The following is a 26898-nucleotide window of genomic DNA, read 5'->3' as shown; positions in this document are numbered from 1 at the left end:
GCCTGAAGGTAGCACAAGGTGTGCTGGGCGCCAGCCGTGCGGAAAGAGGTTTTGATCTGCTTCACAGATTCTGTGTATGAGTCGGAATTGTCCCGTTTAACTACTTTTCCCTCCTCTTGTTGGTGTGGTTTTCCTGTGCCAGATTTACGACGTACCTTATTTCTCGAGGGGCTGATGTTCATAGTTAGCCTTATTTAACGAGTTCCTACAGCTTATAAAAAACGATATAAAAGCGAGGAAAAAATGCCAACAGATTCTGTTAATACCGGTTCATCGCCGGTAAGAGGCGAGGGCGGAATAATTTCTGCTAATGCCAAACTTTCTGTCAGTGAAAAAATTGGTTATGGATTAGGTGATGCAGGCGGGACAATAATTACCTGCCTGATCGGCAGTTTTCTGACGTTCTTCTATACCGATGTTTTCGGTCTGACACCGGCTATTGTCGGTACGCTGTTTATTTCGCTGCGCGTGATCGATGCGATTTCCGATCCCCTGATGGGCGTTCTGGCTGACCGCACACAAAGCCGCTGGGGGCGTTTTCGTCCGTGGCAATTGTGGATTGCGTTACCCATCGGCGTGGTGGGTTTCCTGACATTCAGCGTACCGGGATGGAGCGGTGACGCCAAAATTGCCTACGCGTTTTTCACCTATTTCCTGCTGTCCATTTCTTACACCGCGATTAACGTGCCGTATTGTGCACTCATCAACACCATGACAACGGATCACCGCGAGGTTATGTCCTGCCAGTCCTGGCGCTTTGTATTATGCGGTGTGGCCGGTTTTCTGGTATCGGTCGGGTTGCCGTGGCTGGTGCAGGTGTTGGGAAAAGGCAATGCGGCGGTGGGTTATCAGCAGGGCGTCGGGCTGCTGTGTGCGATTGCAGTAGTGATGTTTTTATGGTGTTTCTTCAGCGTGCGGGAACGTCTGCCGCTGGCGCTGCTCGGACAATTCAGCGTCCGCGAGCACATTCGCGGAATGCTGAAAAATGACCAGCTTTTGCTGGTGCTGCTGATGTCTTTCCTGCTGATCAACGTGTTTAACCTGCGCGGTGGCGGCTACATGTATTTCATCACCTATGTGCTGAAAGGCGGCGCGGGTTACGCCTCGATGTTCTTCGGTATGGTGACGCTGGCGTCGATCCTCGGTGCGGTTATCGTCAATCAGCTGACAAAATTTATCGACAGCGTGCGCCTGTACATGATCACTAATCTGGTACTGGCGGTATTTTCCTTATTGCTGTGGTTTGTTCCGGCGGGGGAGCAATATCAAACACTTTGGCTGGGCATCATCTTTGTGCACTGCGTGATCCTCGGTTTCACACTGCCGCTGCACTTTTCCATTATGGCCTTCGCCGATGATTACGGTCACTGGAAAAACGGCATCCGTTCTTCCGGTATGAACTTCGCCTTCAATCTGTTCTTTATCAAACTGGCATGGGCATCGAGCGCCGGGATCATCAGCTTGGTCTTCATTCTGGTGTCTTATCAGGCTGGCGCAGAGCACCAGACTGCCGCATCGTTGGGCGGGATAACTTTGCTGGAAACGTTGTTGCCTGCGGCGATGCACTTGCTGCTGGCGGGCACACTGATGTTCTGCAAACTCGATAACAAGCTTCTCTCACGGATGTCGGGAGATCTGGCCGCCAGAGTTTAATTTTACGACAATAATTTCAGGAGGTTGTATGCCGTTTTCTCCGGTTGATTCTTTAGAAGTGCCATTGCAGAAAGTGAATGTTTCGGACGCTTTTTGGCTTGAGTATCAGCGTCTGGTAAAAGATGTTGTGGTGCCCTATCAGTGGAAGGCGCTCAATGATGAAGTGGCTGACGCTGAGCCGAGTCACGCCATTGAGAATTTCCGTATCGCCGCCGGGCAGAGCGACGGCGAATTTTACGGGATGGTTTTTCAGGACAGTGACGTCGCTAAATGGCTGGAGGCCGTGGGCTATTTACTGGCGAAAACGCCGGACCCGGCGCTGGAAGAAACCGCTGACCGTGTCATCGAACTGGTCGGTACCGTTCAGCAGCCGGACGGTTATCTGAATACCTATTTCACGGTCAAGGAACCACAGCAGCGCTGGACAAATCTGGCGGAATGCCACGAGCTTTATTGCGCCGGGCATCTGATCGAAGCGGGCGTGGCTTACGCCCAGGCGACCGGCAAAACGCGTCTGCTGGAGATCGTGTGTAAGCTTGCCGACCATATTGGTGACGTTTTCGGGCCGGGTGAAAAGCAATTACATGGCTATCCCGGTCATCCGGAAATCGAGCTGGCGCTGATGCGTTTATACGAAGAAACCGGCGAAACACGCTATCTCGATCTCACGCGTTATTTTGTCGAACAGCGTGGGGCACAGCCACATTTCTACGATATTGAATATGCAAAGCGTGGCAAAACCTCGCACTGGAATACCTACGGTCCGGCGTGGATGGTGAAAGATAAAGCCTACAGCCAGGCGCATCTGCCGATAGCGTTGCAGACGACGGCTATCGGGCACGCAGTACGTTTTGTCTATCTGTACGCGGGTGTCGCGCATCTGGCACGGCTGAGCCAGGATCAGGAGAAGCGCGAAGTCTGCCAGCGCTTATGGGAGAACATGACCCAGCGGCAGATGTACATCACCGGTTCGATTGGTTCACAAAGCAGCGGCGAGGCGTTTTCGTCGGATTATGATTTGCCTAACGATACGGCCTATACCGAAACCTGCGCGTCGATTGGCCTGATGATGTTTGCCAACCGCATGTTGCAGCTCGACGCCGACAGCCGTTACGGCGATGTCATGGAGCGTGCGCTCTACAATACCGTGCTGGCCGGGATGGCGCTCGATGGCAAACATTTCTTCTACGTCAATCCGCTGGAAGTGCATCCGAAAAGTATCCCGTTTAACCATATTTATGACCATGTAAAACCGGTCCGGCAGCGCTGGTTTGGCTGCGCCTGCTGCCCGCCCAATATCGCGCGGCTGCTGGCATCACTCGGCCATTACATTTATACCCAACGCCCGGAAGGCGTGGATATCAATTTGTATATCGGCAGCGACGTTGAGGCGACGATTGGGGGAAAACCGCTGCGACTGAAACAATCCGGTGGCTATCCGTGGGCTGAAAATGTGTTGATTGAAGTGGACACTGATGCGCCTCTGGAGGCTACGCTGGCGCTGCGTTTGCCTGACTGGTGCGCCAGCCCGCAAGTGACGCTTAACGGTAAACCGCTGGAGCTGAAAGGACTGACGCAGCGTGGCTATTTACGCCTGACGCAGGAATGGCAGAAAGGGGATCGTATCGACCTGACTTTGCCGATGCCGGTTACGCGGGTGAAAGGCAATGCCCTGTTGCGGCATGTTGCCGGGAAAGTCGCAATACAGCGCGGTCCGCTGGTGTACTGCCTCGAACAGGCCGACAACGGCAGCGAATTACATAACATACGTTTGCCACAGGACGCGCAGTTCCGCCTGATTGCGGGCAGCGGAATATTTGCCGGTAAAACGCTGCTGCAAACGCAGGGAGAACGACGCACCTCAAATCACGCTGAGCAGCAACCGCTTTACCGTTTCAATCCGGCTGCTGAAGAGACCGCGCCACAGACCATGACGTTTGTGCCGTACTTTACGTGGGCTAACCGGGGAGAAGGGGAGATGCGTGTCTGGGTGGATGAAATTTAAGGCAGGATAACGCTTATCAAAAGCCCTCACTCCGGAAGAGGCGAGGGCTTTTGGGCTGAGTTAAATCATGGGATCAGCTATGGGACAGTTTTATCTTTGCGGAATGCTTTGGGGCTTTAATGACAAAGAACACCAGAATCGCGCCGAGTGCGGCAACGCCGCCTGCCAGAATAAAGGCGCTGTCGAAATGGCCGGTGTTTTGCACAATGAAGCCTGTAACAACCGGCCCGACGATGCCTGATACGCTGCCGACCAGATGGATAAAACCGCTGGTGCCGCCAACGCGGGATTTATGTACGACGTCCTGAATAATCGCCCAGTAAATTGCGCCGGTGGTATACAGGAAGAAAATAGAAACAGACATCAGTACCACGGCCGGAACCACGCTGGTGACGATACCGGCCAGCGCGACGCAAATGGCCGCGGCAGACAGGCTGAAGACCAGAATAATTTTGCGCGACAGTAATAAACGGCCGGTAATATTGAAAATTTTATCGGAGATATAACCGCCCAGTGCCAGACCAACGAACCCGACAATCCACGGAATAACGGTGGTCAGGCTCATTTCTTTAATATTCAGACCGTGAGCCTGAACCAGATAAGAAGGGAACCAGCTGAGGAAGAAGAACAAAATATAGTTGTAGCAGAAGAAGGCGAATGCCGTGACAAGAATAATCGGCTGACGTAAATAATATCCCAGCCCATGCGCGGCGTGCGCCAGATCGTCTTCTTCGCTGATATTTTCATTCTTCATCTCATCGACTAAACGTAATTCTTCCGGCGAGACGCGTTTACTTTTCAGCGGGTTATCCGCCACGGTAAAGAACCAGACTGCCATCCAGACAATCCCGATGGCAGCAATCACCATAAAGGCCGGGCGCCAGCCAAAAGACAGGGCCAGATATCCGACGATTGGCCCGGCGACCGCGCCGCCGAGCGGTGAGCCGGCACTAAGCAGCCCCATCGCGGTGGCCGCTTTTTTCTTCGGAAACCAGCCATTGATCATCTTATTGGCGGATGCGCATATCGGGCCTTCGGCCATGCCGAATAATACCCGCAGGATCAGCATGGAATAAAAGCCAGTGGCGATGGCGGTCATACCGCAAAATACAGACCACAGCCCGACGGCTAATCCCATCACCACCGTTGGCCCGAATTTATCGACGGCCAGACCGCCGATGAAATTGAATATGGCATAACCAAAGAAGAAACTGCCGAATATTATCCCGAACTGTTCAGGATTAATGGTCAGCTCTTTTTCTATCATCGGTACCGTAATAGACAGTGCCACACGGTCGAGATAGTTGATCATGTAAACCAGGAACAGCAGGAATACGATGATCCAGCGTAGGTTCTTAAACATAGGTAAGGTGCTCCACTTGGTGTCGTTTTAATAGTGTTGCGTTCTTTGTAGGTAGAATATGAGGTACGGTTTGCGGGAGGATTAAAAAACCCTCCCGCTGTTTCAAACAATTAAAATAAAAACGGTCTTCAGAACGTCAGCAGAACTTTGCAGCAGGATCGCTGATCTTTCTCAAACAGCGTCAGTGCGGCCTCTACTTCACTGGCGGGCATCCAGTGCGTCACTAATTTTTCGGGTGCGATCTTCCCTTGTTCCATCCACTCAATCACCTGCGGGAAGCGGTGGCTGTTGAGGCGTGATGAGAACAGTGAAATCTCTTTGCTGGTAATACTTTGCTGCGTGAGGGAACTCGGTTCGCCCGAGAAGCCCATCATGCCGATACGTGCGGCCGGTGAGGCCAGCAAAATGGCTTCTTGCAAAATCGCCGGATGACAGGCTGCATCAACGATCAGCGTCGGGAGTACCCCCTCCGCGGTCAGCACATCTGCCACACTGCGTTCAGCATTGTTGATGGTCCAGTCGGCACCGCTGTCGAGTGCCATATGCAGACGTTCTTCAATGCGATCCGCGACGATCACCTGCTTCACGCCATACACGCCTTTCAGTACCTGGATCACCGTCAGCCCCATCGGGCCTGCGCCGTAAACCAGCGCAGTGTCCTGAGGTGTCGGTTTTAAAAAAGCGGTGATATTGGCTGCGATAGTAAACGGCTCGACCATGCTGGCGAGTTTGTCTGGAATGGCAGCGGGCACCGCATAGGCATTTTTCGCCGGGGCGCACGCGTAGTCGCTGAACCCTCCGTCACGGTGGACACCGATCACCTGCAATTTCGTGCATACGTTCGGCCTGCCAATAGAGCATGGATAACAGTGCCCGCAACTGACCACCGGATCGATGACCACACGTTCACCGATGCGTGCCGTGTCCACACCTTCGCCGACGCTGTCGATGTGGCCAAAGAATTCATGGCCAATCACCCGTGGGTATTTCGCAAACGGGTTGTGACCGTGGTAGATATGAACATCTGAACCGCAGATGCCCGCATAACTTACCCGAACTCGTACCTCGCCGGCGGCAGGTACCGGCAAAGCACGTTGCTCGATGACTAATTTCCCGGGTTCTTGTATAACGACGCTGTTCATTATTTGTTCCCTTACCAGTTCCACAAAGTACCGTCTTCCAGACGGGCCACCGGCAGATAGGCCGGTTCGTACGGATATTTCGCGGCGAGTTTTTCGTCAAACTCTATGCCCAGGCCAGGTTTATCACCAGGGTGCATATAGCCGTTGTCGAAGGTCCAGTTATGCGGGAACACTTCCAGCATCTGTTCGGAATAGCCCATGTATTCCTGCACGCCAAAGTTCGGTACCCACAAATCGAAGTGCAGGGCGGCCGCCATGCAGACTGGAGAGAGATCTGACGGGCCGTGTGAGCCGGTGCGAACCTGATAAAGCGACGCAAAATCGGCGATGCGGCGCATCCCGGTGATGCCGCCCGCGTGGGTCAGCGTGGTGCGGATATAGTCGATCAGCTGTTCTTCGATAAGCTGTTTGCAATCCCAGATACTGTTGAAGACTTCGCCGACGGCGATTGGCGTGACCGTGTGCTGGCGGATCAGGCGGAAACATTCCTGGTTCTCAGCCGGTGTCGGGTCTTCCATCCAGAACAGGCGATATTCTTCGATGCTCTTGCCAAAACGCGCCGCTTCGATGGGCGTCAGGCGGTGATGCATGTCGTGCAGCAGATGTTCGTCAAAACCGAATTTATTGCGCACGGCTTCAAAGAGTTTTGGTGTGAAATCGAGGTATTTTTCCGTGGACCACAGCTGTTCTTCCGGCCAGTTGCCTTTGGTCGCAGGCTCATAGGCAAGACCTTTACCTTTCGCCATGCCGTAAGTGGTTTTCATGCCAGGCACGCCGCACTGGGCGCGAATCGCCTTGAAACCTAACTCTTTATGTCTGGCGTAATCATCGAGCACTTCGTCAATGGAATGGCCGGTGGTGTGACAGTAAACCATTACGCCGGTGCGCGACGCGCCGCCGAGCAACTGATACAACGGCATATTGGCGGCTTTCGCTTTGATATCCCACAGCGCCATATCGACCGCAGAGATGGCAGACATGGTGACCGGGCCACGACGCCAGTACGCGCCTTTGTAGAAGAACTGCCAGATGTCTTCAATCTGGTGTGCGTCGCGCCCGATAAGCTGCGGGCAGACGTGGTCTTTAAGATAAGACGCGACCGGCAGTTCGCGGCCATTGAGCGTAGCGTCACCGATACCGGTCAGCCCGCTGTCAGTAGTGATCTTCAACGTAACAAAGTTGCGTCCCGGGCAGGTGACAAAAACTTCAGCATTCACGATTTTCATCGGTTACGACCTTTTGCAGTAAAAGTAGGATGCATTTTCTTTGGTTATAAATACGACTAATTGATACTACCATACAAGTATGTTGATCATTTTTTGCCGGAGACGATCACACTTTCTTCGGGGGGAGTTTCGCCGATCCAAAAGAAAACGCCTGTCATTGACAGGCGCTAATCAACCGGCCAGTAGGGAGTGAATCATTCCGCCAGCTGCATCACTTCATCCCATACCGCCTCATCTGCCGGTATGCCAAGGCGCAGGTTTTCCTGACGATTGAGTGCTGCCGTTTGCCCCGGATAACGGACATCCCGGCTGTTTTCAGCAGGTTCTGACTGGTTGACATACTCTGCGACGCCATCGGCCATGCGGTTTGTGAATTCAGCCCCGCCCAGCTGTGAAGGATCAAAAACCATAAAAATCTGGCTGGCACCGGTACAGCTGCCTTCGCCAATTTTGTCGATTTCATGGGTCGGCGAGCCGGCGGATAACAGTGCCGCCATGGCGTCGAGCACGATTGCCAGTCCTGAGCCTTTCCAGTAACCGGTGGGTAAAATACGCATGGAAGCCTCAATCGGGCCGGGTTCATCGGTCAGATGCCCGTCTTTATCGTAGCCGCCGGGGAAGGGGAGTTTTTCATTTTTAAGCCGTGTGACCTGCAGCTTGCCGTAAGAATACTGTGACATCGCCATGTCCAGCACAATCGGGCCTTTGGCTCTGGGAACGGCCATGACAAACGGGTTATTGCCGATGCGGGTATTTTTACCGCCCCAGGCGGGCATGCAGGATTCTGTATTGGTCCAGCAAATTGCGGCCATGCCACGTTCTGCGGCGTACCAGCCATAACTGCCGCCACGCATCCAGTGGCTGCTGTTTTTCAGTGCCACAATTCCCACGCCCTGTTCTTTTGCCATTTCCATCGCTTTGCCGACGGCAAACAGTGCGTTAGTGATGCCGATGCCCCGGTTGCCGTTGTAAATGGCGATGGCGCCGAGTGATTTTTCCAGCTCGGGTTTAGCGTGAATATTAACCCAGCCCTTACGGACATAATCAACAAAGCGCGCCACCCGGTTAAGACCGTGGGATGAAATGCCGTCACAGCTGGATTCTGTATGGATCCGTGCGCAAATCCGCGCACTTTCGTCATCAAGGCCAGCTTTTTGCAAGGCGCGTTGGATTGTCTGTTGCATAAGGCTGAATTCAATTCTTTGCATTGTCGGCTCCGGTGGAAAGTTCAGGTGAGGTCAGCGGGGAATATTCTTCTGTCTGACTAAGAATATTGTTATCGCCCCAACATTTTTCGTAAGGCCAGCCGGTCAGTTGTTCGGCGATTAAACGTGTTTCCGGCGTCACATCATATTTACTGCCACCGGCTTTCAGGCGTTCAATTTCATTGACCAGCAGGGAATGGTTATGGCGGGTAAGGCGAAACTTCATGGAGCTGTAAAGGCCAATCAGCAGGAAAACGACCGAGCCTGCGCCAAATACCAGCGTAATTCCGTATACCGCTTCCGTGGGCTGTGTTGCGCTTTTCGGCGTAAAACCATAATGTTGCAATAACAGGCCTACGGTAAATAACGCTACGGCCTGAACGGCTTTGCGCACAAATGTCATCACGCCAGCGAAAATACCTTCGCGGCGCTTTCCGGTCAGCATTTCATCGACATCAGGAATAAAGCTGTAGATATTCCAGCAGACATAACTGGTCCCGGAACGTCCCACGCCCATTAAAATAACGGAGAGGTAAATCAGCGCCATATTAAAAGGCAGTTGCAGCAGATGAATGGATAAAAATAACCCGACGCTCGCCAGCATAAAAAGTTGTGCTATGCGATACGATGCGCCATTGCCTAATTTCATACACAGGAAAATAAATAAGGCCACGCAGACAAACTGAATCAGCGTCATGAGCGTCATGGCATTAGACGCTGTCACGGCGTTTTGCCCGAGGACAAAAATAATGTAGTAAGCAAGGACTGCCCCGAGGACATCCAGCGCGACGTAGCCGCCCAGATACATCCCGACGTGCTGGCGGAATGTCCGCACTTTCATGGTCGAAACCAGGGATTTAAACAGGTGCTTCATGTCACGGCGAAAAGACAATTTCGGCGTGGCCACATCAACGGGGATAGGACGTTCCCAGGTGTAGAAGTAGAGCAGCAGGATCACCACGGCGAACAGCACGCCAAATATCACGCCCATAATCAGAAATGATGAAGACGAATCTTCCCCGAGATACGCAATAATACGTCCCGGAAGCCAGGCGGCTAATATCGCAGCGCCGGTTGAAAAGAACATTCTGACGCCGGTGAGTTTGGTGCGCATTTTAAAACTGGAGGTCATTTCAGCCGCCAGTGTTTCATAAGGCACAATCGCCAGAGTATAAGCGGCGTAAAATAAAATATACGTCAGCAGGTAATACCAGAATCCCATGCCGCTGACCCACATAATAATGTAGGTCACCATAATCAGCGGGGCACCAAATAAGAAGAAAAACCCACGCCGGCCATACTTTTTACCCAGCGGGTTGCGGTAAAAATTATCGGTGACATATCCCATCAGCGGATCGAAAAATGCATCCAGTAAACGGGCGGAAGCAATAACGGCACCGGCCTCAGCCGGGCTTAATCCGGCGTAGGTGGTATAGAAAAACATAATCCATAAACCTAATACTGCAAAACAACCGCCGCCGAAGAAATCTCCTCCGCCGTAGGCCAGCATATTTTTTACCGATATCGGTCTTTCTTTATGATGGTTAATCATAATGTCCCCAACTTGACGGGTATAAATAAGGGTTTAGCCCACGGAAACTCACGGAGATATAAATACCTCTGGCGAATTACTCAGTGACATCGGCAAAGTAAAATTAGATAACACCTTGCTACCATACAAGTATGCTTATGCCGTTTTATCAGCAGGGATCACAAAAACAAAGGCAGAACACTCCTGTACTGCAAAGCAGATCACAGTACAGAGAATGAACAGGCAGGACAGGAGAAGGGCAGGGGATTAGCCGAGTAATTCGCAGTTTGGTGGTAAACGGCACTGAATCGCGTTAGGGAGAACGTCAATGCGGAACTGTTTTCCGGTCAGCGGCTCGCCGTCGAGATTGAATGTCATATCGTGCGGCGCGTTGATTTCCAGCCACGGCAGGCTGGCGGAAACGATGTTCTTGTTCTCTTCGTTGTTGATCAGGCTGCGCAGGAAAGAAGGCAGCAGTTCTTCGGAGGTCAGCAAACGCAACTGCAATAATCCGTCGTTAATCAGCGCATCCGGGCAAATTTGCTGCCCGCCGCCGGCCTGACGGCCATTGCCTATACCGATAACCAGCGCGTCACCCTGCCAGCTAAAATCCGGCCCTGTGATTTCACAGCTGTCCGCTTTCAGCGTATCAAGGCGCAAAAGTCCGTGGATAAAATAGGAAACCCCGCCGAGTGCGGCTTTCAGTTTTTCCGGCGTTTCGGTGGTGATCCGCGTGCCAAATCCGCCGGTCGCCATATTAATGAAGAAGTGCTGATCGTTTACTTTCGCCAGATCGATATCCACGACGCGACCTTTCACCGCCAGCTGTAAGGCCTGCTCCGGCGCAAGAGGAATATTGCCGGCTGTGGCAAAATCATTCGCCGTTCCCAGCGGTACAATGCCCAGTACCGGGCGTTTCCCTTCGAGTTGCGCCAGCGCACCGGCGACTTCGTTGACCGTGCCATCGCCGCCACCGGCAATCACCGTCTCGCAGCCCAACTCTACGGCTTCTGCCACATAGCGCGCGGCGTCTCCGTGTTCCCAGGTGACGCGCACGCCGAGTTTCACGCCTTCATCCCGCAGCGCGCCGACGGCTTCCCGCAGTTCTTCATTCCCTGCACCTTTTCCGTTTAAGATCAGCAGTGCAGCGCCCGTGTCCGTCATATCATCTCCTTATCATTCATAGACTTTAACAATAGATGATAACAACCGTATTTGACTATCGGATTAATCACTTAATAATTTAATCGCCTGTTAAATAATTACCGTTAAATTTATTCAAAAATGACGTATTTCTCTGATGAGGTTTTATTAAATTGAAGGGAAGAGGAAACGTTATTCTTCTCAATAACAGGAAAAACGAAAGGCGTTTTATACAAAAAGAAAAGCCAGCTCAAGGGAGATTGAGCTGGCCAAGGAGGTGGTTCCTAGTGTAGTCCGGTGCTTTATTTTGCATTCGAAGTAAATTGCGAATGCATATTAGCCAGCTCCACCCAAAATAGATGTGATCGATTTCTTGTTTTAGAAGAAATCCCTATTTCGCGTGCGGATTACGTGTATCGGTTTCTTCCAGGTTTCGCAGCAAAATGGCAAATTCCAGGCTCACGTCCTCCGGTAACGCCACATAAACGATGTGCCCGTTACCCGGCGCGACTTCCGTCGGCTGGCCTTTTTTGTTGCGCAGCGCTTCAAGCTTGAACTGAATATTGCCCTGCGGCGTCATCATTTCGACGCTGTCGCCGACGCTGAATTTATTTTTTACGTCGATTTCAGCCCAGCCATCTACGCGGTTGCCGGTGAATTCACCGACAAATTGCTGACGGTCGCTGACGGAAAAGCCGTATTCGTAGTTTTGCTGTGCGTCATGAGTATGGCGGCGCAGGAAACCTTCGGTATAGCCGCGATGTGCCAGGCCTTCCAGCGTGGACAGCAGTGTCGGGTCGAAAGGTTTCCCGGCAACGGCATCATCAATGGCGCGGCGGTAAACCTGTGCGGTGCGCGCGCAGTAATAGAAGGATTTGGTGCGGCCTTCGATTTTCAGCGAGTGCACACCCATTTTCGTCAGCGTTTCCACATGCTGGATGGCACGCAGGTCTTTCGAATTCATGATGTACGTGCCGTGTTCGTCTTCGAAAGCGCTCATGTACTCGCCGGGGCGCATGGCTTCTTCGAGCATAAACACTTTATCCGTTGGCTGGCCGAGGCCTAAGGTGGGTTCTGCAGTTTCTACCTGTTGCACCGGGATCGGTTCGTACTGATGCACGATATTGCCAATCGCGTCTTCTTTGCCTTCCTGAACCTTATATTCCCAGCGGCAGGCGTTGGTGCAGGTTCCCTGATTAGGGTCACGCTTATTGATATAGCCGGAAAGCAGGCAGCGGCCTGAATAGGCCATGCACAGCGCGCCGTGAACAAAGATCTCGATTTCCATATCGGGCACCTGACTGCGGATTTCGGCGATCTCTTCCAGCGACAGCTCGCGTGATAAAATTACGCGCGTCAGCCCCATTTGTTTCCAAAACTTCACCGTTGCCCAGTTCACCGCGTTTGCCTGCACCGACAGATGGATATCCATCTGCGGGAAGGCTTCACGAACCATCATAATCAAACCGGGATCGGACATGATCAGCGCATCCGGCCCCATATCGATCACCGGCTGTAAATCACGGATGAACGTTTTCAGCTTAGCGTTGTGCGGTGCAATGTTCACGACCACATAGAATTTCTTACCCAGCGCATGGGCTTCGTTAATGCCGGTTTCCAGGTTCTGGTGATTAAATTCGTTATTACGCACACGCAGGCTGTAACGCGGCTGGCCGGCATATACGGCATCTGCGCCATAGGCAAACGCGTAACGCATATTTTTCAGGGAGCCGGCAGGGGAAAGGAGTTCCGGAACAAAAGAATCGCGGGTAAACATAGTCAATCTCAGTCTGATCACAGGTCAGGGCCGTCCCGGATGCGGGGCGACGAAAGGCCAGAATTGTAACCTCTGAGTTGATCAAAATCAGCCAGTTTGTGTGGGTATTGTGGGGATATTTAGGCTATTCAGGAGCCAGATCAATTTCCTGCGCCGCTCCTGAACAGCTAAAAACAGAAATCATGTGGAAACTATTGGGTCAAATCACGGATGTCAGTGCTCGGGCCGTTTTTCACCACCGACTGTATCCCTTTCTTCGATGCACTTTCCGTGGTGTACATTTCACTGACGCCAATAACCTGGTGGTTTTTTGCTTTCAGCACAAAATAAAATTGCCCGTCTTTCGACGGTTTGGTTTCGTACTGCGCTTCGTCCGGTGCGTTGGTCTGAACCGATGAGATCCCGTTTTCTGCCGACGCTTTACTGGCATACATTTCACTGGTGAGAATAATCTCTCCATTGCCGGCCTTCAGGTTAAAGTGAAACTGTCCATTCTTCGCTTTTTTCAGATCATAGTGACCAGTAGCCATAAAGCTAATCTCCATCAGAAAGGGTTTTTCCAGAGATAAGTGTAGTAAATGGAAACTTTTTCGCGGCGATGGGGGAGATTTAAGACATAAAATGTGAACTGGCCGACAGACTTTCAGTAACTTTACAAAACTGAATTGCCGGCCAGTGAGGCACTAGGCTAAATGGCAAGGCTCCGCTTCCCAACGGTATCCCACACCATAGACGGCGCGTATGAACGCTTTCTCACCATCCAGTGATTCGAGTTTACGACGCAGGTTTTTGATGTGGCTGTCGATCGTGCGGTCAGTGACCACCCGGTAGTCGTCATAGAGATTATTGAGCAGCACTTCGCGGGTAAATACATAACCCGGTTTTACCGATAACGTTTTCAGCAGACGGAATTCAGCAGGCGTCAGCTCCAGCTCGTGCCCCAGGAATGTTGCCTGAAAGCGGGCTTCATCGATGTGCAGGCCGGTATCTTTTGCAACGTGTTCTTCCACGCGCACGCAGCGACGCAGGATCACCTTCACGCGCGCCACCACTTCACGCGGGCTGTAAGGTTTGCAGATGTAATCATCGGCACCAATTTCCAGCCCGAGCAGGCGGTCGATTTCTTCGGTTTTCGCCGTCACCATCATAATGGGGACATCGGAAAACTGACGGATATCGCGGCAAATCGATAGCCCGCTGCTGCCCGGCAGCATCAGATCTAACAAAATCATCGCGGGTGGCTGGTTTTTGACCTGTGCAATGACGTCGTGCCCGTCTGGCAGCCATTGAGTGGCATAACCCGCCGCGTCGAGATAGTCGATCAGCAACTGGGCGAGCTTCGGTTCATCTTCCACGATCAGAATTTTTAACGGCGCAGGGCCGGACAGTACAGAGTCGTTCATTCAGTTTCTCAGGCTATGTGGAATAGAAAGCGGCAGGATAAGCGTGATACGAACGCCACCCGCGGGGGAGTGACTGGCGCTGATCTGCCCGCCGTGAGCTTCGACGATATTCTGGCAAATGGCCAGGCCTAAACCTGAGCCACCGCTGGCACGGTTACGCGAGCCTTCAGTGCGATAAAACCGTTCAAAAATACGAATGAGCTGCTCGTCACTGATGCCTGGCGCACTGTCCTGAAAGATCAGATGCAGTGATTTCTCACGTATTTCTCCCAGGATTTCCAACCCCCCATTAGGGTCAGTATAGCGCAGACTGTTTTCCAGCAGATTATTGAAAAGCTGTGATAAACGCTGGGGATCGCCAAACACTTCGGCGCTTTCCGGCAGATGGCTGGCGAGTGTGAGCTGTTTGCTGTGGAAACGGTCGCGAGAGCCGGCTTCCGCCAGCTGAATCAGATGCACCACGTCCGTTTCGACTTTGCGGTACGCCAGCGCACCGGCATCCGACAGCGAAAGCTGGTGCAAATCATCCACCAGTTTTGTGAGGATCGAGACTTCAGATTGCAGGGACTCCAGCGACCCCATCGTCATTTTGCGCACGCCGTCCTGCATCGCTTCCAGCTCGCCGCGCAACACCGCCAGCGGCGTGCGCAGTTCGTGGGAAATATCAGCCATAAAGGCGCGGCGCATCTGCTCGTTTTTTTCCAGCGTCATCGCCAGCTGGTTAAAGTCCTGCGCCAGTTTGCCCAGTTCGTCTTCGCTGTCGACTTCAACGCGCGTGCTGAAATCCCCGGCAGCCAGCTGATGCGTGCCGTTGACCAGACGTTTTACCGGTGCGAGCATGCCGCGTGACAACATCCAGGTCACGGCGGCGGCCAGCAGGGCGGTGAACGCGACAATTATCCAGCTGGTCTGGCTTTGCTGGCGCTCAAAGTTGATATCTGCATCGCGGGTCAGGCGCTCGGCGGGGGTAGAGATCACCGAGCCGATAACCACACCGTCAACGGTCATTACGCGGCGCGGGCCTTGTAAATCCGGCGGAACCGGCTGGTCATAGCCGCCGATCCGATGGTCGTGGCTGTCGAGGATCCAGAATTTTGTCCGCCAGCCCTGTGGCGGCATTTTCGGACTACTGTTTTGTTCAAATGACCGCATGATCTGATAAATAAGCCGGTCATTGTTTTCCAGAAAATCCCAGCTGCCGTGCTGCTTATACTGCTCCTGCAACGCATCTGCCAGCAGTTCGACGCGCTGCTCATTGCTCTGGCGAATGTAATCGATAAAGCCGCGTTCAAAACTCATCCGCACGCCCCAGTTCATGGTGATTAACACCAGTGCGCAGGTGCAGAAGATGGCCATAAACAGCTTGGCGGTGATACCAGGTTTCATGATTTTCTCATCGGGTCAGGAGATCCGGCCGCAGCACGGCGGCGATCGATAACGGCATTTTTCTGCATGTCCGGCGGTACTTTCGAAAAGATCCAGGCGGGCAGGGCAATCACCAGTGCCATCGACATATAGCAATAGAGAAATGCAGAATGCATGGTGACGCTGCCAGGCGTAATGGCCTGCTGATGTGCGAACAGGCCAATCAGCAAACCGGCCACGCTGACACCCAGGCTCATCGATAACTGCATGATCATCGACAGTAAACTATTGCCACTGCTGGCAAGACGTGGCGGGAGATCTTTCAGCGTCAGCGTATTCATGGAGGAGAAACGCAGGGAATTTACCATTCCCTGGAAGAACAGAACAATCGGGATCATCCAGACAGCTCCGTAGATCGCAACCAGCGGGAAGATTAATGTAATCAGTGCCAGCAACAACGTCGCCGTAACCAACGCAGCGCGATAACCCAATTGATTCACCAGCCGCACCACGACCCGTTTCATCCCCATGCTGCCAAGCACCATCGGGATCATCATCAGCCCGGCGTGAAAGGGGGTAAATCCCATCCCGAGTTGCAGAAAGACCGGTGTCATAAACGGCAACATTCCGCTACCAATGCGCCCCAGCAGGCTACCGATCAGGCCGATTTTAAACGTCGGGGTGTGAAACAAACGCAGGGAAAACAACGCAGACAGATTGCCACGCGCGTGCATCCAGTAAATGCCCAGCGAGCCTAAACCGGCGACCACCAGCAGGGCTAATTCCAGCACGCTGAGGCCCATGCTGCGGCTGCCTTCCAGCGCCAGCGTGAGCGTTGCCATACAGACCGCCAGCATGACAAAGCCGCTGATATCAAAGCGCCGCGTCTGCATTTTGTAATTCGGCATAATCATCAGCGTGGCAATACAACCGGCCAGACCGACCGGCAGATTGATCAGGAAAATCCAGTGCCAGCTGGCGTACTGCACCAGAAAACCACCCAGCGCCGGGCCGAGCAGCGGGCCGACCTGGCCGGGCAGCGTGACCATCGTCATCGCCGCCATGTATTCGCTGCGCGGAACGATTTTCAACACCGTCAGCCGCCCGACGGGCACCATCATCGCGCCGCCAATCCCCTGAACGATACGTGACAGTACCAGTTCGCGCAGGCTGTCCGATTGTGCACATAAAAGCGAGCCGACCGTGAACAGCACGATGGCCGAAAAGAACACCCATTTCACCCCGACTTTATCCGCCAGCCAGCCACTGGCGGGCAGCATGACGGCGACGGTTAGCACATAAGCCACAACCACCGAATGCATATGCAGCGGGTTTTCACCCAGGCTGTGCGCCATAGACGGTAGCGCGGTATTGACGATGGTCGTATCGAGAGCCTGCATAAAAAAGCCAAAAGCGACAATCCAGAGTTGCCAGCGTACCGAAGGCGGCAGAGGCGCAGAGGGGGGTAAGGTATCAATATTTTCAGATTTCATGAGTCATCGCATCAGCACAATCAATGTCGCGGTATTTCAGGGGGGAACTCCACCTTCAAACCCGGCTTACAGTGTAGCCAGAATGTTTAAGCAGAAAATGGAGGAAATAAGGAGAGTCTTTCCCACTTTTTGACAATTCTTCTGACAATAAAGAATAGCTTTCAGCCTGACATTTTATATCAAAATGCTAAGGTTGACCTTTGATCACAAATAGTTCGCTCGCAAAGTAAGTTTAATCTGACCTTATAAAAGGGAGAGAATGATGAGTAAAAGAGAACTGGGCCGTTCAGGTATTCAGGTGCCGTTACTGACTTTTGGCGGTAATGTATTTGGCTGGACTGTCGATCAGGCGGCCTCTTTTAGCCTGCTCGATGCCCTGCTGGATCACAAACTGAACTTTATTGACACTGCTGATGTGTACTCGAGCTGGGTTGAAGGCAATAAAGGTGGCGAATCGGAAACCATTATCGGCAACTGGCTGAAAAAAACCGGCAAGCGCGACAAGATTATTCTGGCGACCAAAGTCGGTAAACCGATGGGGGAAGGGAAAGTCGGCCTGTCGCCACGCTATATCAAAGAAGCGGTGGAAGCCTCTTTGAAACGCCTGCAAACCGACTATATCGATTTGTATCAGTCACATGACGATGATGCGGATACGCCGCTGGCCGAAAGCCTGGCCGCGTTTGATGCTCTGATCAAAGAAGGCAAAGTGCGCGCTATCGGCGCATCCAACTACAGCGCGCCACGTCTGGCCGAAGCGCTGAAAGTCAGCCAGGAAAACGGGCTGGCGCGTTATGAAACGTTGCAACCTCAGTACAATCTTTACGACCGCAAAGTGTATGAAGAAGCGCTGGAAAAAGTCGTCACGGACAACGGTCTGGGCGTGATCAACTTCTACGGGCTGGCTGCCGGATTCCTGACCGGGAAATACCGCACCAAAGCTGACGCCAGCAAAAGTAAACGTGGCGAAAGCGTGGTTGCACGTTGCCTGAACGAACGTGGACTCAAAATTCTTAAAGGGCTGGATCAGGTGGCGGAAAAACACGGCGCACAGCCGGGGCAGGTTGCACTGGCGTGGCAAATCGCCCGTCCGAGCATCACATCGCCGATTGTCAGCGCGACCTCGCTGCAACAGCTCGATGAACTGGCGCAGGCCGCCACGCTGAAACTCGATGATGCCGATATCCGTACGCTTAACGACGCCAGCGCGTGGTAATGAAGTCTTTATAAAACGGAATTTGCCGTATCGCCATAAACAAAAAAACCGCCTTAACGTCAGGCGGTTTTGATTTTTATGAAGCCGTAAATTAACGGAACAGCGTTTGTGCCCAGCGCGCCAGACCGGCGGTTACCGAGCCAAAATCATTGCCCCCGACCAGCGGGATCCCCGGCAACTGTGCCTGCAATGCGGCACGTAAAAGCGGTGAACGGGCGCTGCCACCGGTCAGATAAATCACATCCGGCTTAATTTCGCTGCTGGCCAGTGCCAGAGCAACCTGTTCCTGAATGCGTTCCAGCGGCTGAGAAATCGCGTCACTCAACTGCTGCTGGCTGATGGTTTCGGCCAGACCAGACTCAATGAAGTCCATTGCCGCCGTCACGCTTTCGCGCTCGGAGAGGGCAATTTTACTTTCTTCGGCAGCACGTACCAGGCGGTAGCTCAGGCGCTGTTGCTGTACTTTCAGCAGGCGCTTAATGAGATCCGGCTGCGCGGCGTCGCGGATCAAATCACGCAACATGCGGCCATTTGCCACGCTGTAGAAATCCAGCTGTGCAGGAACATCATTGGTTGCAACCGCATTCCAGTAAGGTAGTGCCGGGATCGCGATACCTTTTTGCGTTTCGCTGCCCATGCCGAACTGGGGCGTCAGTTGTTTAAACGCGGTCATGATGTCCAGGTCGTTACCGCCAACGCGGCAACCACTGTGGCCGAGCAGGCTGTTCTGGCGTTCCGCTTTATCACGCCACTGCGGGCCCATCAGCAGTACGGAACAGTCGGTGGTTCCCCCGCCGATATCCACGACCAGCACCGTTTTTTCTTCGGTGAGTGTCGCTTCGAAATCCAGACCTGCCGCTACCGGCTCGAACTGGAATGCGATATCACGGAAGCCGGCGCGTTCAGCGGCGCGTTGTAAAATGCCCTGCGCCTGGCTGTTCGCCTCTTCACCGCCCATGCCCTGGAAGTTAATCGGGCGGCCAATCACCGTTTGCTCAATGCTTTCCTGCAAAACAGATTCTGCCTGACGTTTGATGTGATACATCATCGCGCAGACCAGATCTTCGAACAGGGCAATCTGCTGAGGCTTCAGGCCGTTTGCGCCAAGAAACGATTTCGGAGAGCGAACGAAATACACTTCTTCCGGATCTTCCATGTAGGTTGCCAGTGCCTGCAAACCGAAGTGCACGCTGTTAGCGTTAACCGGAATATCTTCCTCGCGGTTAAAGCTGATACTGCGGCGCAGCAGCGCCAGATTTTCATCACTGCCTGTTGGCACCTGTCCGTGGCGGTTCAGCCATTCGCTGACAGCTTCACGGGTTGGTGCACAGAGCATGGAGGGTAAATAAGGATCATTATTTTCTAACGCCAGAAGGTGGGCGTTATTATCGCGCATCACTGCCACTGAGCAATTCGCTGTACCGTAGTCAAATCCAATAAACATTATTGATCCCCATGCCAAAGAAGGGACGGGACTTTACCCGAGAGGGGGGCATTCATCAAGCAGGAAGGGGGGGATGTGAGATTTTTAGCCAGCATTCCCCCTCTCTTGTTACAGCGAGGGGGAATGTGTCGGGGGTTACTTCAGCAACGCCAATGCTTTCGCAACCACGTTATCCACGGTAAAACCGAATTCTTTGAACAGCAGTTCCGCCGGAGCGGATTCCCCGAAGGTGGTCATACCGACAACGTCACCGTTCAGGCCGACATACTTGTACCAGTAATCTGCGATACCCGCTTCCACCGCCAGACGCGCGGTCACGGCTTTTGGCAGCACAGATTCACGATACGCCGCGTCCTGTTTGTCGAAGGCATCGGTTGACGGAATGGAAACTACGCGCACTTTGGTGCCTGCAGCCGCGAGTTTATCTGCCGCTTCAACGGTGATGCCCACTTCTGAGCCGGTCGCAATCAGGATGATTTCCGGCGTGCCATCGGAATCTTTCAGCACGTAACCGCCGCGGGCCACGTTTGCCAGTTGTTCGGCGGTGCGTGGTTGTTGCGTCAGGTTCTGACGGGAGAAGATCAGCGCCGACGGGCCGTCTTTGCGCTCAATGGCATACTTCCAGGCGATGGCTGATTCGACCTGATCGGCAGGCCGCCACAGGCTCATGTTTGGCGTCACACGCAGGCTGGCCATTTGTTCAACCGGCTGGTGCGTCGGACCATCCTCGCCCAGACCGATGGAGTCATGGGTGTACACGAATACGTTGCGGATTTTCATCAGTGCCGCCATACGCACCGCGTTACGGGCGTATTCGACGAACATCAGGAAGGTCGCGGAATAAGGCAGGAAACCGCCGTGCAGCGTGATGCCGTTGGAAATCGCTGTCATCCCAAATTCGCGAACGCCGTAATGTATGTAGTTACCGGCCAGATCGTCACCGAGCGATTTCGAACCGGACCACATGGTCAGGTTGCTCGGAGCCAGGTCAGCGGAACCGCCGAGGAACTCAGGCAGAATTTTACCAAAGCGTTCCAGCGTATTTTGCGAGGCTTTACGGCTGGCGATATTCGCCGGATTAGCCTGCAATTCTTCGATAAATTTCTGCGCTTCGGTTTCCCAGTTAGCCGGCAGTTCACCGCTGACACGACGTTCAAATTCAGCCGCCAGCTCAGGATGATCTTTGGCATAAGCCGCGAATTTATCATTCCACGCTTTCTCTTTGGCTTTACCGGCTTCTTTGGCATCCCATGCGGCATAAATATCCTGCGGGATTTCAAACGCCGGATAATTCCAGCCCAGCGCCTTGCGGGTTGCCGCCACTTCGTCTGCGCCCAGCGCCGCGCCGTGCGCATCGTGCGTACCGGCTTTGTTCGGGGAACCAAAGCCAATCACGGTTTTGCACATCAGCAGGGAAGGCCGGTCGGTGACTTTGTGGGATTCTTCAATGGCCGCTTTAATGGCATCTGAATTATGGCCGTCAACGCCACGGATCACGTGCCAGCCATAGGCTTCAAAACGTTTTGCCGTGTCATCGGTGAACCAGCCTTCAACGTGGCCGTCGATGGAGATGCCGTTGTCGTCATAAAACGCGGTCAGTTTGCCGAGTTTCATGGTACCAGCCAGCGAACAGGCTTCGTGGGAAATGCCTTCCATCATGCAGCCGTCGCCCATAAAGGCGTAGGTATGGTGGTTCACAATGTCGTGGTTATCACGGTTGAACTGCGCGGCCAGTGTGCGTTCTGCAATCGCAAAACCAACGGCGTTCGCGATACCCTGGCCGAGTGGCCCGGTGGTGGTTTCGACGCCTGGCGTGTAGCCGTATTCCGGGTGGCCCTGCGTTTTGGAATGCAACTGGCGGAAGTTTTCCAGCTCTGTCATCGGCAGGTCATAGCCGGTGAGATGCAGCAGGCTGTAAATCAGCATCGAACCGTGGCCGTTGGACAAAATGAAACGGTCGCGGTCTGCCCATTTCGGATTGGCCGGGTTGTGATTCATGTAATCACGCCACAGCACTTCAGCGATGTCCGCCATGCCCATCGGGGCACCCGGGTGACCGCTGTTGGCTTTCTGCACCGCGTCCATGCTCAGTGCACGGATAGCATTGGCTAGCTCTTTACGAGAAGGCATATTTTTCTCCGGTTAATGGCCGTTGTTTTAAACACCGGCCATTGAAAAAAGGTAGGGATTACAGTTGAGCAGACAACATGTCTTCAAGCTTTTTCTGATCGACGGCAAACAGGCGGATGCCTTCGGCCAGTTTCTCGACGGCCATGGCGTCCTGATGATGCTCCCAGAGGAATTCAGCCTGAGTCAGCGGTGCAGGTTTTTTACTGCCCTGCGACGAAGGTTGTAACTTGCGTTCAACCGGCGCGCTGCTGGCTTTAAGCTCTTCAAGCAGGTTTGGCGAAATGGTCAGGCGGTCACAACCGGCCAGCGCCAGAATTTGTTCCACTTTACGGAAGCTGGCGCCCATGATCACGGTCTTGTAGTCATGCGCTTTGTAGTATTCGTAAATCTCACGGACCGATTTCACGCCCGGATCTTTCTCAACGTCATACGCGGCGTTCGGCTCTTTGGCTTTGTACCAGTCATAAATGCGGCCCACAAACGGCGAAATCAGGTAAACCCCCGCTTCGGCACAGGCACGCGCCTGAGCAAAGGAGAACAGCAGCGTCAGGTTACAGTTGATACCTTCTTTTTCCAGCGCTTCGGCGGCTTTGATGCCCTCCCACGTGGAAGCCAGTTTGATCAGGATGCGTGATTTATCGATACCCTGTTCCTGATACAGACCAATGAGCTTACGGGCTTTGGCGATGCATTTTTCGGTGTCAAATGACAGGCGGGCATCGACTTCGGTCGAGATGCGCCCCGGTACGCTTTTCAGAATTTCTGCGCCGATGTTCACGGCCAGCTTATCGGTGGCATTAATGACCTGATCGTCTTTGCTGCCCCCTTGTTTACGGGCATAAGCGACGGCGTCTTTGATCAGGTTTTGGTATTGCGGCAGGTCTGCGGCTTTGAGGATCAGCGAAGGATTGGTGGTCGCATCCTGAGGCTCGAAATGACGGATAGATTCAATATCACCACTGTCGGCAACGACGGTCGTTACCTTTTTAAGTGCGTCTAACTGGTTCATCTCTTAGCTCCTTGGCGAAAAAAACGATACAGCAATAAGGTCGTACGACTCTATTTCGTTGGGCTCCTACCCTGCATCATTCTGTTAACAAACTGAATGCGCTTTTTCTGATTGTTGCGATGGGTCATAACAATGACGGCCCCTGTTGCAGCTCAGACTGCGGGGCGAAAGAAGAAAGCGCAAGGTCAAACTTTAAGCTTAGTCGAATTTTGCGAGACGTCTTCCGTGAACAAAAAGCAACCAATGTAACGGCTAAGTTTTAGTCGTGATTTGCCTTAGGGCGTGGCAGGTTATCTATACTGTCATCGGGCAACCCTGATGGTGGTGTTTTGCCTGCTTCTTCTGCCTCTACAAAAATAAGAAACAAGAAAAGGACCCTACGATGGACGAACAACTCAAGCAAAGCGCACTCGATTTTCATGAGTTTCCGGTGCCCGGAAAAATTCAGGTTTCGCCAACCAAGCCTCTGGCCACGCAGCGCGATCTGGCGCTGGCGTACTCTCCGGGCGTGGCGGCGCCCTGTCTGGAAATCGCCAAAGATCCGCTTGCGGCCTATAAATACACCGCGCGTGGAAATCTGGTTGCGGTGATTTCCAACGGTACGGCGGTTCTCGGGCTGGGCAATATCGGGGCGCTGGCCGGAAAACCGGTGATGGAAGGTAAGGGCGTTTTGTTCAAGAAATTTGCCGGTATTGATGTTTTTGATATCGAAGTGGACGAGCTTGATCCCGACAAACTGATCGAGGTGATCGCCGCGCTTGAACCGACGTTTGGCGGTATCAATCTCGAAGACATCAAAGCGCCTGAGTGTTTTTACATCGAGAGCAAACTGCGCGAGCGGATGAATATTCCGGTGTTTCATGACGATCAGCACGGGACGGCAATCATCTGTACGGCGGCGGTGCTCAACGGTTTACGCGTGGTCGGGAAAGATATTTCGGACGTGCGGCTGGTGGTGTCCGGTGCCGGTGCGTCGGCCATTGCCTGCCTGAATTTGCTGGTGGCGCTGGGGCTGAAACGCCACAACATCACGGCCTGTGATTCCCGCGGCGTGATTTATCAGGGCCGCGAAGAGAACATGGCCGAAACCAAAGCGGCCTATGCCATTGAGGATAACGGACAGCGCACGCTGGCGGATGCGATCCCTGGTGCGGATATTTTCCTCGGCTGTTCCGGCCCCGGCGTACTGACGCAGGACATGGTGAAAACCATGGCGAAATCCCCGTTGATTTTGGCGCTGGCAAACCCCGAACCGGAAATCCTGCCGCCGCTGGCAAAAGCGGTACGCCCGGATGCCATTATCTGCACGGGCCGTTCGGATTACCCGAATCAGGTGAACAATGTCCTGTGCTTCCCGTTCATTTTCCGTGGTGCGCTGGACGTCGGGGCCACGACCATCAACGAAGAAATGAAGCTGGCCTGCGTGCACGCGATTGCCGATCTGGCGATGGCGGAGCAAAGCGATGTAGTCGCGTCGGCTTACGGGGAAGAAGAGCTTTCGTTTGGCCCGGAATACATCATTCCCAAACCTTTTGACCCGCGCCTTATTGTGAAAATTGCGCCAGCGGTGGCGAAAGCGGCAATGGATTCGGGCGTGGCAACGCGGCCAATTCTGGACTTTGATGCCTATGTCGAAAAGCTGTCGGAGTTTGTCTACAAAACTAATCTGTTTATGAAGCCGATTTTCTCTCAGGCCAAAAAAGACGCCCGTCTGGTGGTGATGGCCGAAGGGGAAGAGGAGCGCGTTTTGCAGGCGACGCAGGAGCTGATTTCTCTGGGATTGGCAAAACCGATTCTGGTCGGGCGGCCAAGCGTGATCGAGATGCGTATTAAGAAACTCGGTTTGCAGATCGAAGCAGGCCGGGATTTTGAAGTGGTGAATAACGAATCCGATCCGCGTTTCAACGAATACTGGCGTGAATACTATGAGTTGATGAAACGGCGCGGCGTCTCGCAGGAGCAGGCGCGGCGGGCGGTTATCGGCAATCCGACGCTGATTTCCGCCATCATGCTGCTGCGCGGCGAGGCTGACGCAATGATTTGCGGAACGGTCGGCACTTATCACGAGCATTACGATATCGTCGAAAAAGTGTTCGGGTTCCGCAAGGGCGCACACGTTGCCGGTGCGATGAACGCGTTGCTGCTGCCCAGCGGGAATACGTTTATTGCCGATACCTACGTCAATGATGATCCGACCGCCGAACAATTGGCCGAAATCACGCTGATGGCGGCGGAAACGGTACGGCGGTTTGGTATCGAACCGAAAGTGGCTCTGCTCTCGCATTCCAGCTTTGGCACGTCCGACAGCCCGGCGGCGCTCAAAATGCGCCGCACATTGGAGCTGGTCAATGTGCTGGATCCTGAGTTAGAGATTGACGGTGAGATGCACGGAGATGCCGCATTAATGGAAAGCATCCGTCATGACATCATGCCGGACAGCCCGCTGAAGGGGGCTGCTAACATCCTCATCATGCCGAATATGGAATCGGCACGCATCAGTTACAACCTGCTGCGTGTGTCGTGCTCTGAAGGGGTAACCGTCGGACCTGTGCTGATGGGCGTATCGAAACCGGTGCATATTCTGACGCCGATTGCTTCGGTCAGACGCATTGTGAATATGGTCGCACTCGCTGTAGTAGAAGCGCAAACCGAACTCTTGTAAATGACAAAGCGGGCATCAAAGGGTGCCCGCTTTTTACCGCTTGACTCAGTATTTCACTTCGCCGATACGTTCGAGCGCATCGACGATTAAATCCCAGAAACGCTGATGATCGAGCTTAACCGCGACCTGCGTGTGGCAATCCGATGGCGGCGGTGAACGGAAGTCCGCTACCGTCATACCAAGCGTGAGTGTACCGGTAAGCTCAATATCAACCGGGACTTTTTGTACGGTCATAACGTTAGGGTCGATAACATAGGCCACCGCGCACGGATCGTGAACCGGCGGGGAATCAAAGCCCTGGCGGTCTTTGTAGCTCAGGCCGAAGAAATCGAGCAACTCACCCACAAACTTCGCCGGTTGCGTGCCGACGGCGGCAATTCGCGCAGCCACTTCAGGTGTCGCTAATGCCTGATGTGTGAGATCTAACCCGACCATGGTCAGCGGCCATTTTTCGTTGAAAACGATGTGCGCGGCTTCGGGATCAATCTTGATATTGAATTCAGCCACGGCGCTCCAGTTACCCACATGGTAACCGCCGCCCATCAGTACGACTTCTTTCACGCGTTCGGCGATGCGCGGCTCTTTTCGCACGGCCATGGCGATATTGGTCAGGCCGCCGGTCGGGACCAGCGTGATGGTTTTTGGCGGATGCGACATGATCAAATCAATGATCAGATCGATGGCATGAACGGGTTCAAGCGTGATGGCCGCTTCCGGTAAAACCGGGCCATCAAGGCCGGATTCTCCGTGGATTTCGCCGGCCACTTCGATTTGCCGTACCAGCGGGCGGGTGGCTCCTGCGGCAAACGGGACGCCGGTCAGGTTGATGACGCGGGCAACGGCCAGCGCATTACGGGTGACTTTTTCCAACGTCTGATTGCCGACCACGGTGGTGACGGCGAGCAGTTCGATATCCGGATTCCCGTGGGCGAGTAACATCGCGATGGCATCGTCGTGCCCCGGATCGCAATCCAGTATGATCTTTTTGGCCATTATTCCCTCTCTTATCAATTCCCTAAATAATTCGAGTTGCAGGAAGGCGGCAAGCGAGCGAACCCGATGAGCTGACATGAGTCAGTGATTCGGGTGAGTGAACGTAGCCAACGCATCTGCAACTCGAAGTATGACGGG

At 53.5% G+C, this 26898-nt stretch carries 19 protein-coding genes; 4 read left to right on the top strand and 15 right to left on the bottom strand.

Annotated features, from left to right (window positions below):
• The first annotated feature begins 243 nt into the window (after window positions 1–243).
• On the top strand, window positions 244–1653 hold the full coding sequence (locus CWS43_RS07630; RefSeq protein WP_101076302.1) for an MFS transporter: 1410 nt from the start codon (window positions 244–246) through the stop codon (window positions 1651–1653).
• Window positions 1654–1681: 28 nt separating this feature from the next.
• On the top strand, window positions 1682–3658 hold the full coding sequence (locus CWS43_RS07625) for a glycoside hydrolase family 127 protein (protein ID WP_101076301.1): 1977 nt from the start codon (window positions 1682–1684) through the stop codon (window positions 3656–3658).
• 73 nt (window positions 3659–3731) lie between these two features.
• On the opposite strand, the gene CWS43_RS07620 is transcribed toward CWS43_RS07625, so the two are convergent.
• The 11 genes from CWS43_RS07620 to mdtD form a co-directional block, all read right to left on the bottom strand.
• On the bottom strand, window positions 3732–5021 hold the full coding sequence (locus CWS43_RS07620; protein WP_101076300.1) for an MFS transporter: 1290 nt from the start codon (window positions 5019–5021) through the stop codon (window positions 3732–3734).
• A 128-nt stretch (window positions 5022–5149) separates the two neighbouring features.
• Entirely contained in the window at window positions 5150–6163 is a 1014-nt protein-coding gene (locus tag CWS43_RS07615) for a Zn-dependent oxidoreductase (protein WP_101076299.1), read from the bottom strand.
• An 11-nt stretch (window positions 6164–6174) separates the two neighbouring features.
• Window positions 6175–7389, bottom strand: coding sequence for a starvation-sensing protein RspA (gene rspA, locus CWS43_RS07610; RefSeq protein WP_101076298.1), 1215 nt, complete (start codon window positions 7387–7389; stop codon window positions 6175–6177).
• Between the two features lie 194 nt (window positions 7390–7583).
• On the bottom strand, window positions 7584–8597 hold the full coding sequence (gene yiaK, locus CWS43_RS07605; protein ID WP_101076297.1) for a 3-dehydro-L-gulonate 2-dehydrogenase: 1014 nt from the start codon (window positions 8595–8597) through the stop codon (window positions 7584–7586).
• Window positions 8584–10146, bottom strand: coding sequence for an MFS transporter (locus CWS43_RS07600; protein ID WP_101076296.1), 1563 nt, complete (start codon window positions 10144–10146; stop codon window positions 8584–8586). The genes yiaK and CWS43_RS07600 overlap by 14 nt, the downstream gene beginning before the upstream one ends.
• A gap of 246 nt (window positions 10147–10392) precedes the next feature.
• A complete protein-coding gene (gene yegS / locus CWS43_RS07595; RefSeq protein WP_101076295.1) occupies window positions 10393–11289 on the bottom strand; it encodes a lipid kinase YegS in 897 nt (298 codons plus the stop codon).
• Window positions 11290–11659: 370 nt separating this feature from the next.
• Window positions 11660–13045 carry a tRNA 5-hydroxyuridine modification protein YegQ gene (gene yegQ / locus CWS43_RS07590; protein WP_101076294.1) on the bottom strand — a complete coding sequence of 462 codons (1386 nt, stop codon included), beginning with the start codon at window positions 13043–13045 and terminating at the stop codon, window positions 11660–11662.
• A 191-nt stretch (window positions 13046–13236) separates the two neighbouring features.
• A complete protein-coding gene (locus CWS43_RS07585) occupies window positions 13237–13575 on the bottom strand; it encodes a YegP family protein (protein ID WP_101076293.1) in 339 nt (112 codons plus the stop codon).
• Window positions 13576–13728: 153 nt separating this feature from the next.
• Window positions 13729–14448 (bottom strand): two-component system response regulator BaeR, encoded by a 720-nt coding sequence (baeR, locus tag CWS43_RS07580; RefSeq protein ID WP_101076292.1) that lies wholly within the window; start codon window positions 14446–14448, stop codon window positions 13729–13731.
• Window positions 14449–15834, bottom strand: a complete 1386-nt coding sequence (gene baeS, locus CWS43_RS07575; RefSeq protein WP_101076291.1) for a two-component system sensor histidine kinase BaeS — start codon at window positions 15832–15834, stop codon at window positions 14449–14451.
• Entirely contained in the window at window positions 15831–17306 is a 1476-nt protein-coding gene (gene mdtD, locus CWS43_RS07570; RefSeq protein ID WP_101076290.1) for a multidrug transporter subunit MdtD, read from the bottom strand. Before mdtD ends, baeS begins: the two co-directional genes overlap by 4 nt.
• A gap of 262 nt (window positions 17307–17568) precedes the next feature.
• Between mdtD and CWS43_RS07565 the strand changes: the two genes are divergently transcribed.
• Window positions 17569–18522, top strand: coding sequence for an aldo/keto reductase (locus CWS43_RS07565; RefSeq protein WP_101076289.1), 954 nt, complete (start codon window positions 17569–17571; stop codon window positions 18520–18522).
• A gap of 91 nt (window positions 18523–18613) precedes the next feature.
• Here CWS43_RS07565 and yegD read toward each other — a convergent pair whose 3' ends face one another.
• From yegD to tal, 3 genes are all read right to left on the bottom strand, one after another.
• Window positions 18614–19966 (bottom strand): molecular chaperone, encoded by a 1353-nt coding sequence (gene yegD, locus CWS43_RS07560; RefSeq protein ID WP_101076288.1) that lies wholly within the window; start codon window positions 19964–19966, stop codon window positions 18614–18616.
• Window positions 19967–20101: 135 nt separating this feature from the next.
• Window positions 20102–22096, bottom strand: coding sequence for a transketolase (gene tkt, locus CWS43_RS07555; RefSeq protein ID WP_101076287.1), 1995 nt, complete (start codon window positions 22094–22096; stop codon window positions 20102–20104).
• 58 nt (window positions 22097–22154) lie between these two features.
• Window positions 22155–23105 carry a transaldolase gene (gene tal / locus CWS43_RS07550; protein ID WP_101076286.1) on the bottom strand — a complete coding sequence of 317 codons (951 nt, stop codon included), beginning with the start codon at window positions 23103–23105 and terminating at the stop codon, window positions 22155–22157.
• Window positions 23106–23487: 382 nt separating this feature from the next.
• Between tal and maeB the strand changes: the two genes are divergently transcribed.
• Window positions 23488–25767 carry an NADP-dependent oxaloacetate-decarboxylating malate dehydrogenase gene (gene maeB, locus CWS43_RS07545; protein WP_101076285.1) on the top strand — a complete coding sequence of 760 codons (2280 nt, stop codon included), beginning with the start codon at window positions 23488–23490 and terminating at the stop codon, window positions 25765–25767.
• Between the two features lie 45 nt (window positions 25768–25812).
• Here the strand turns inward: maeB and CWS43_RS07540 are convergent, their stop codons facing one another.
• A complete protein-coding gene (locus CWS43_RS07540) occupies window positions 25813–26760 on the bottom strand; it encodes a nucleoside hydrolase (RefSeq protein ID WP_101076284.1) in 948 nt (315 codons plus the stop codon).
• Window positions 26761–26898: the final 138 nt, after the last annotated feature.

The sequence above is a fragment of the Rahnella sp. AA genome, from assembly GCF_002834385.1.
GTDB lineage: Bacteria > Pseudomonadota > Gammaproteobacteria > Enterobacterales > Enterobacteriaceae > Rahnella.
This window is presented reverse-complemented; position numbering and strand designations above follow the sequence as displayed.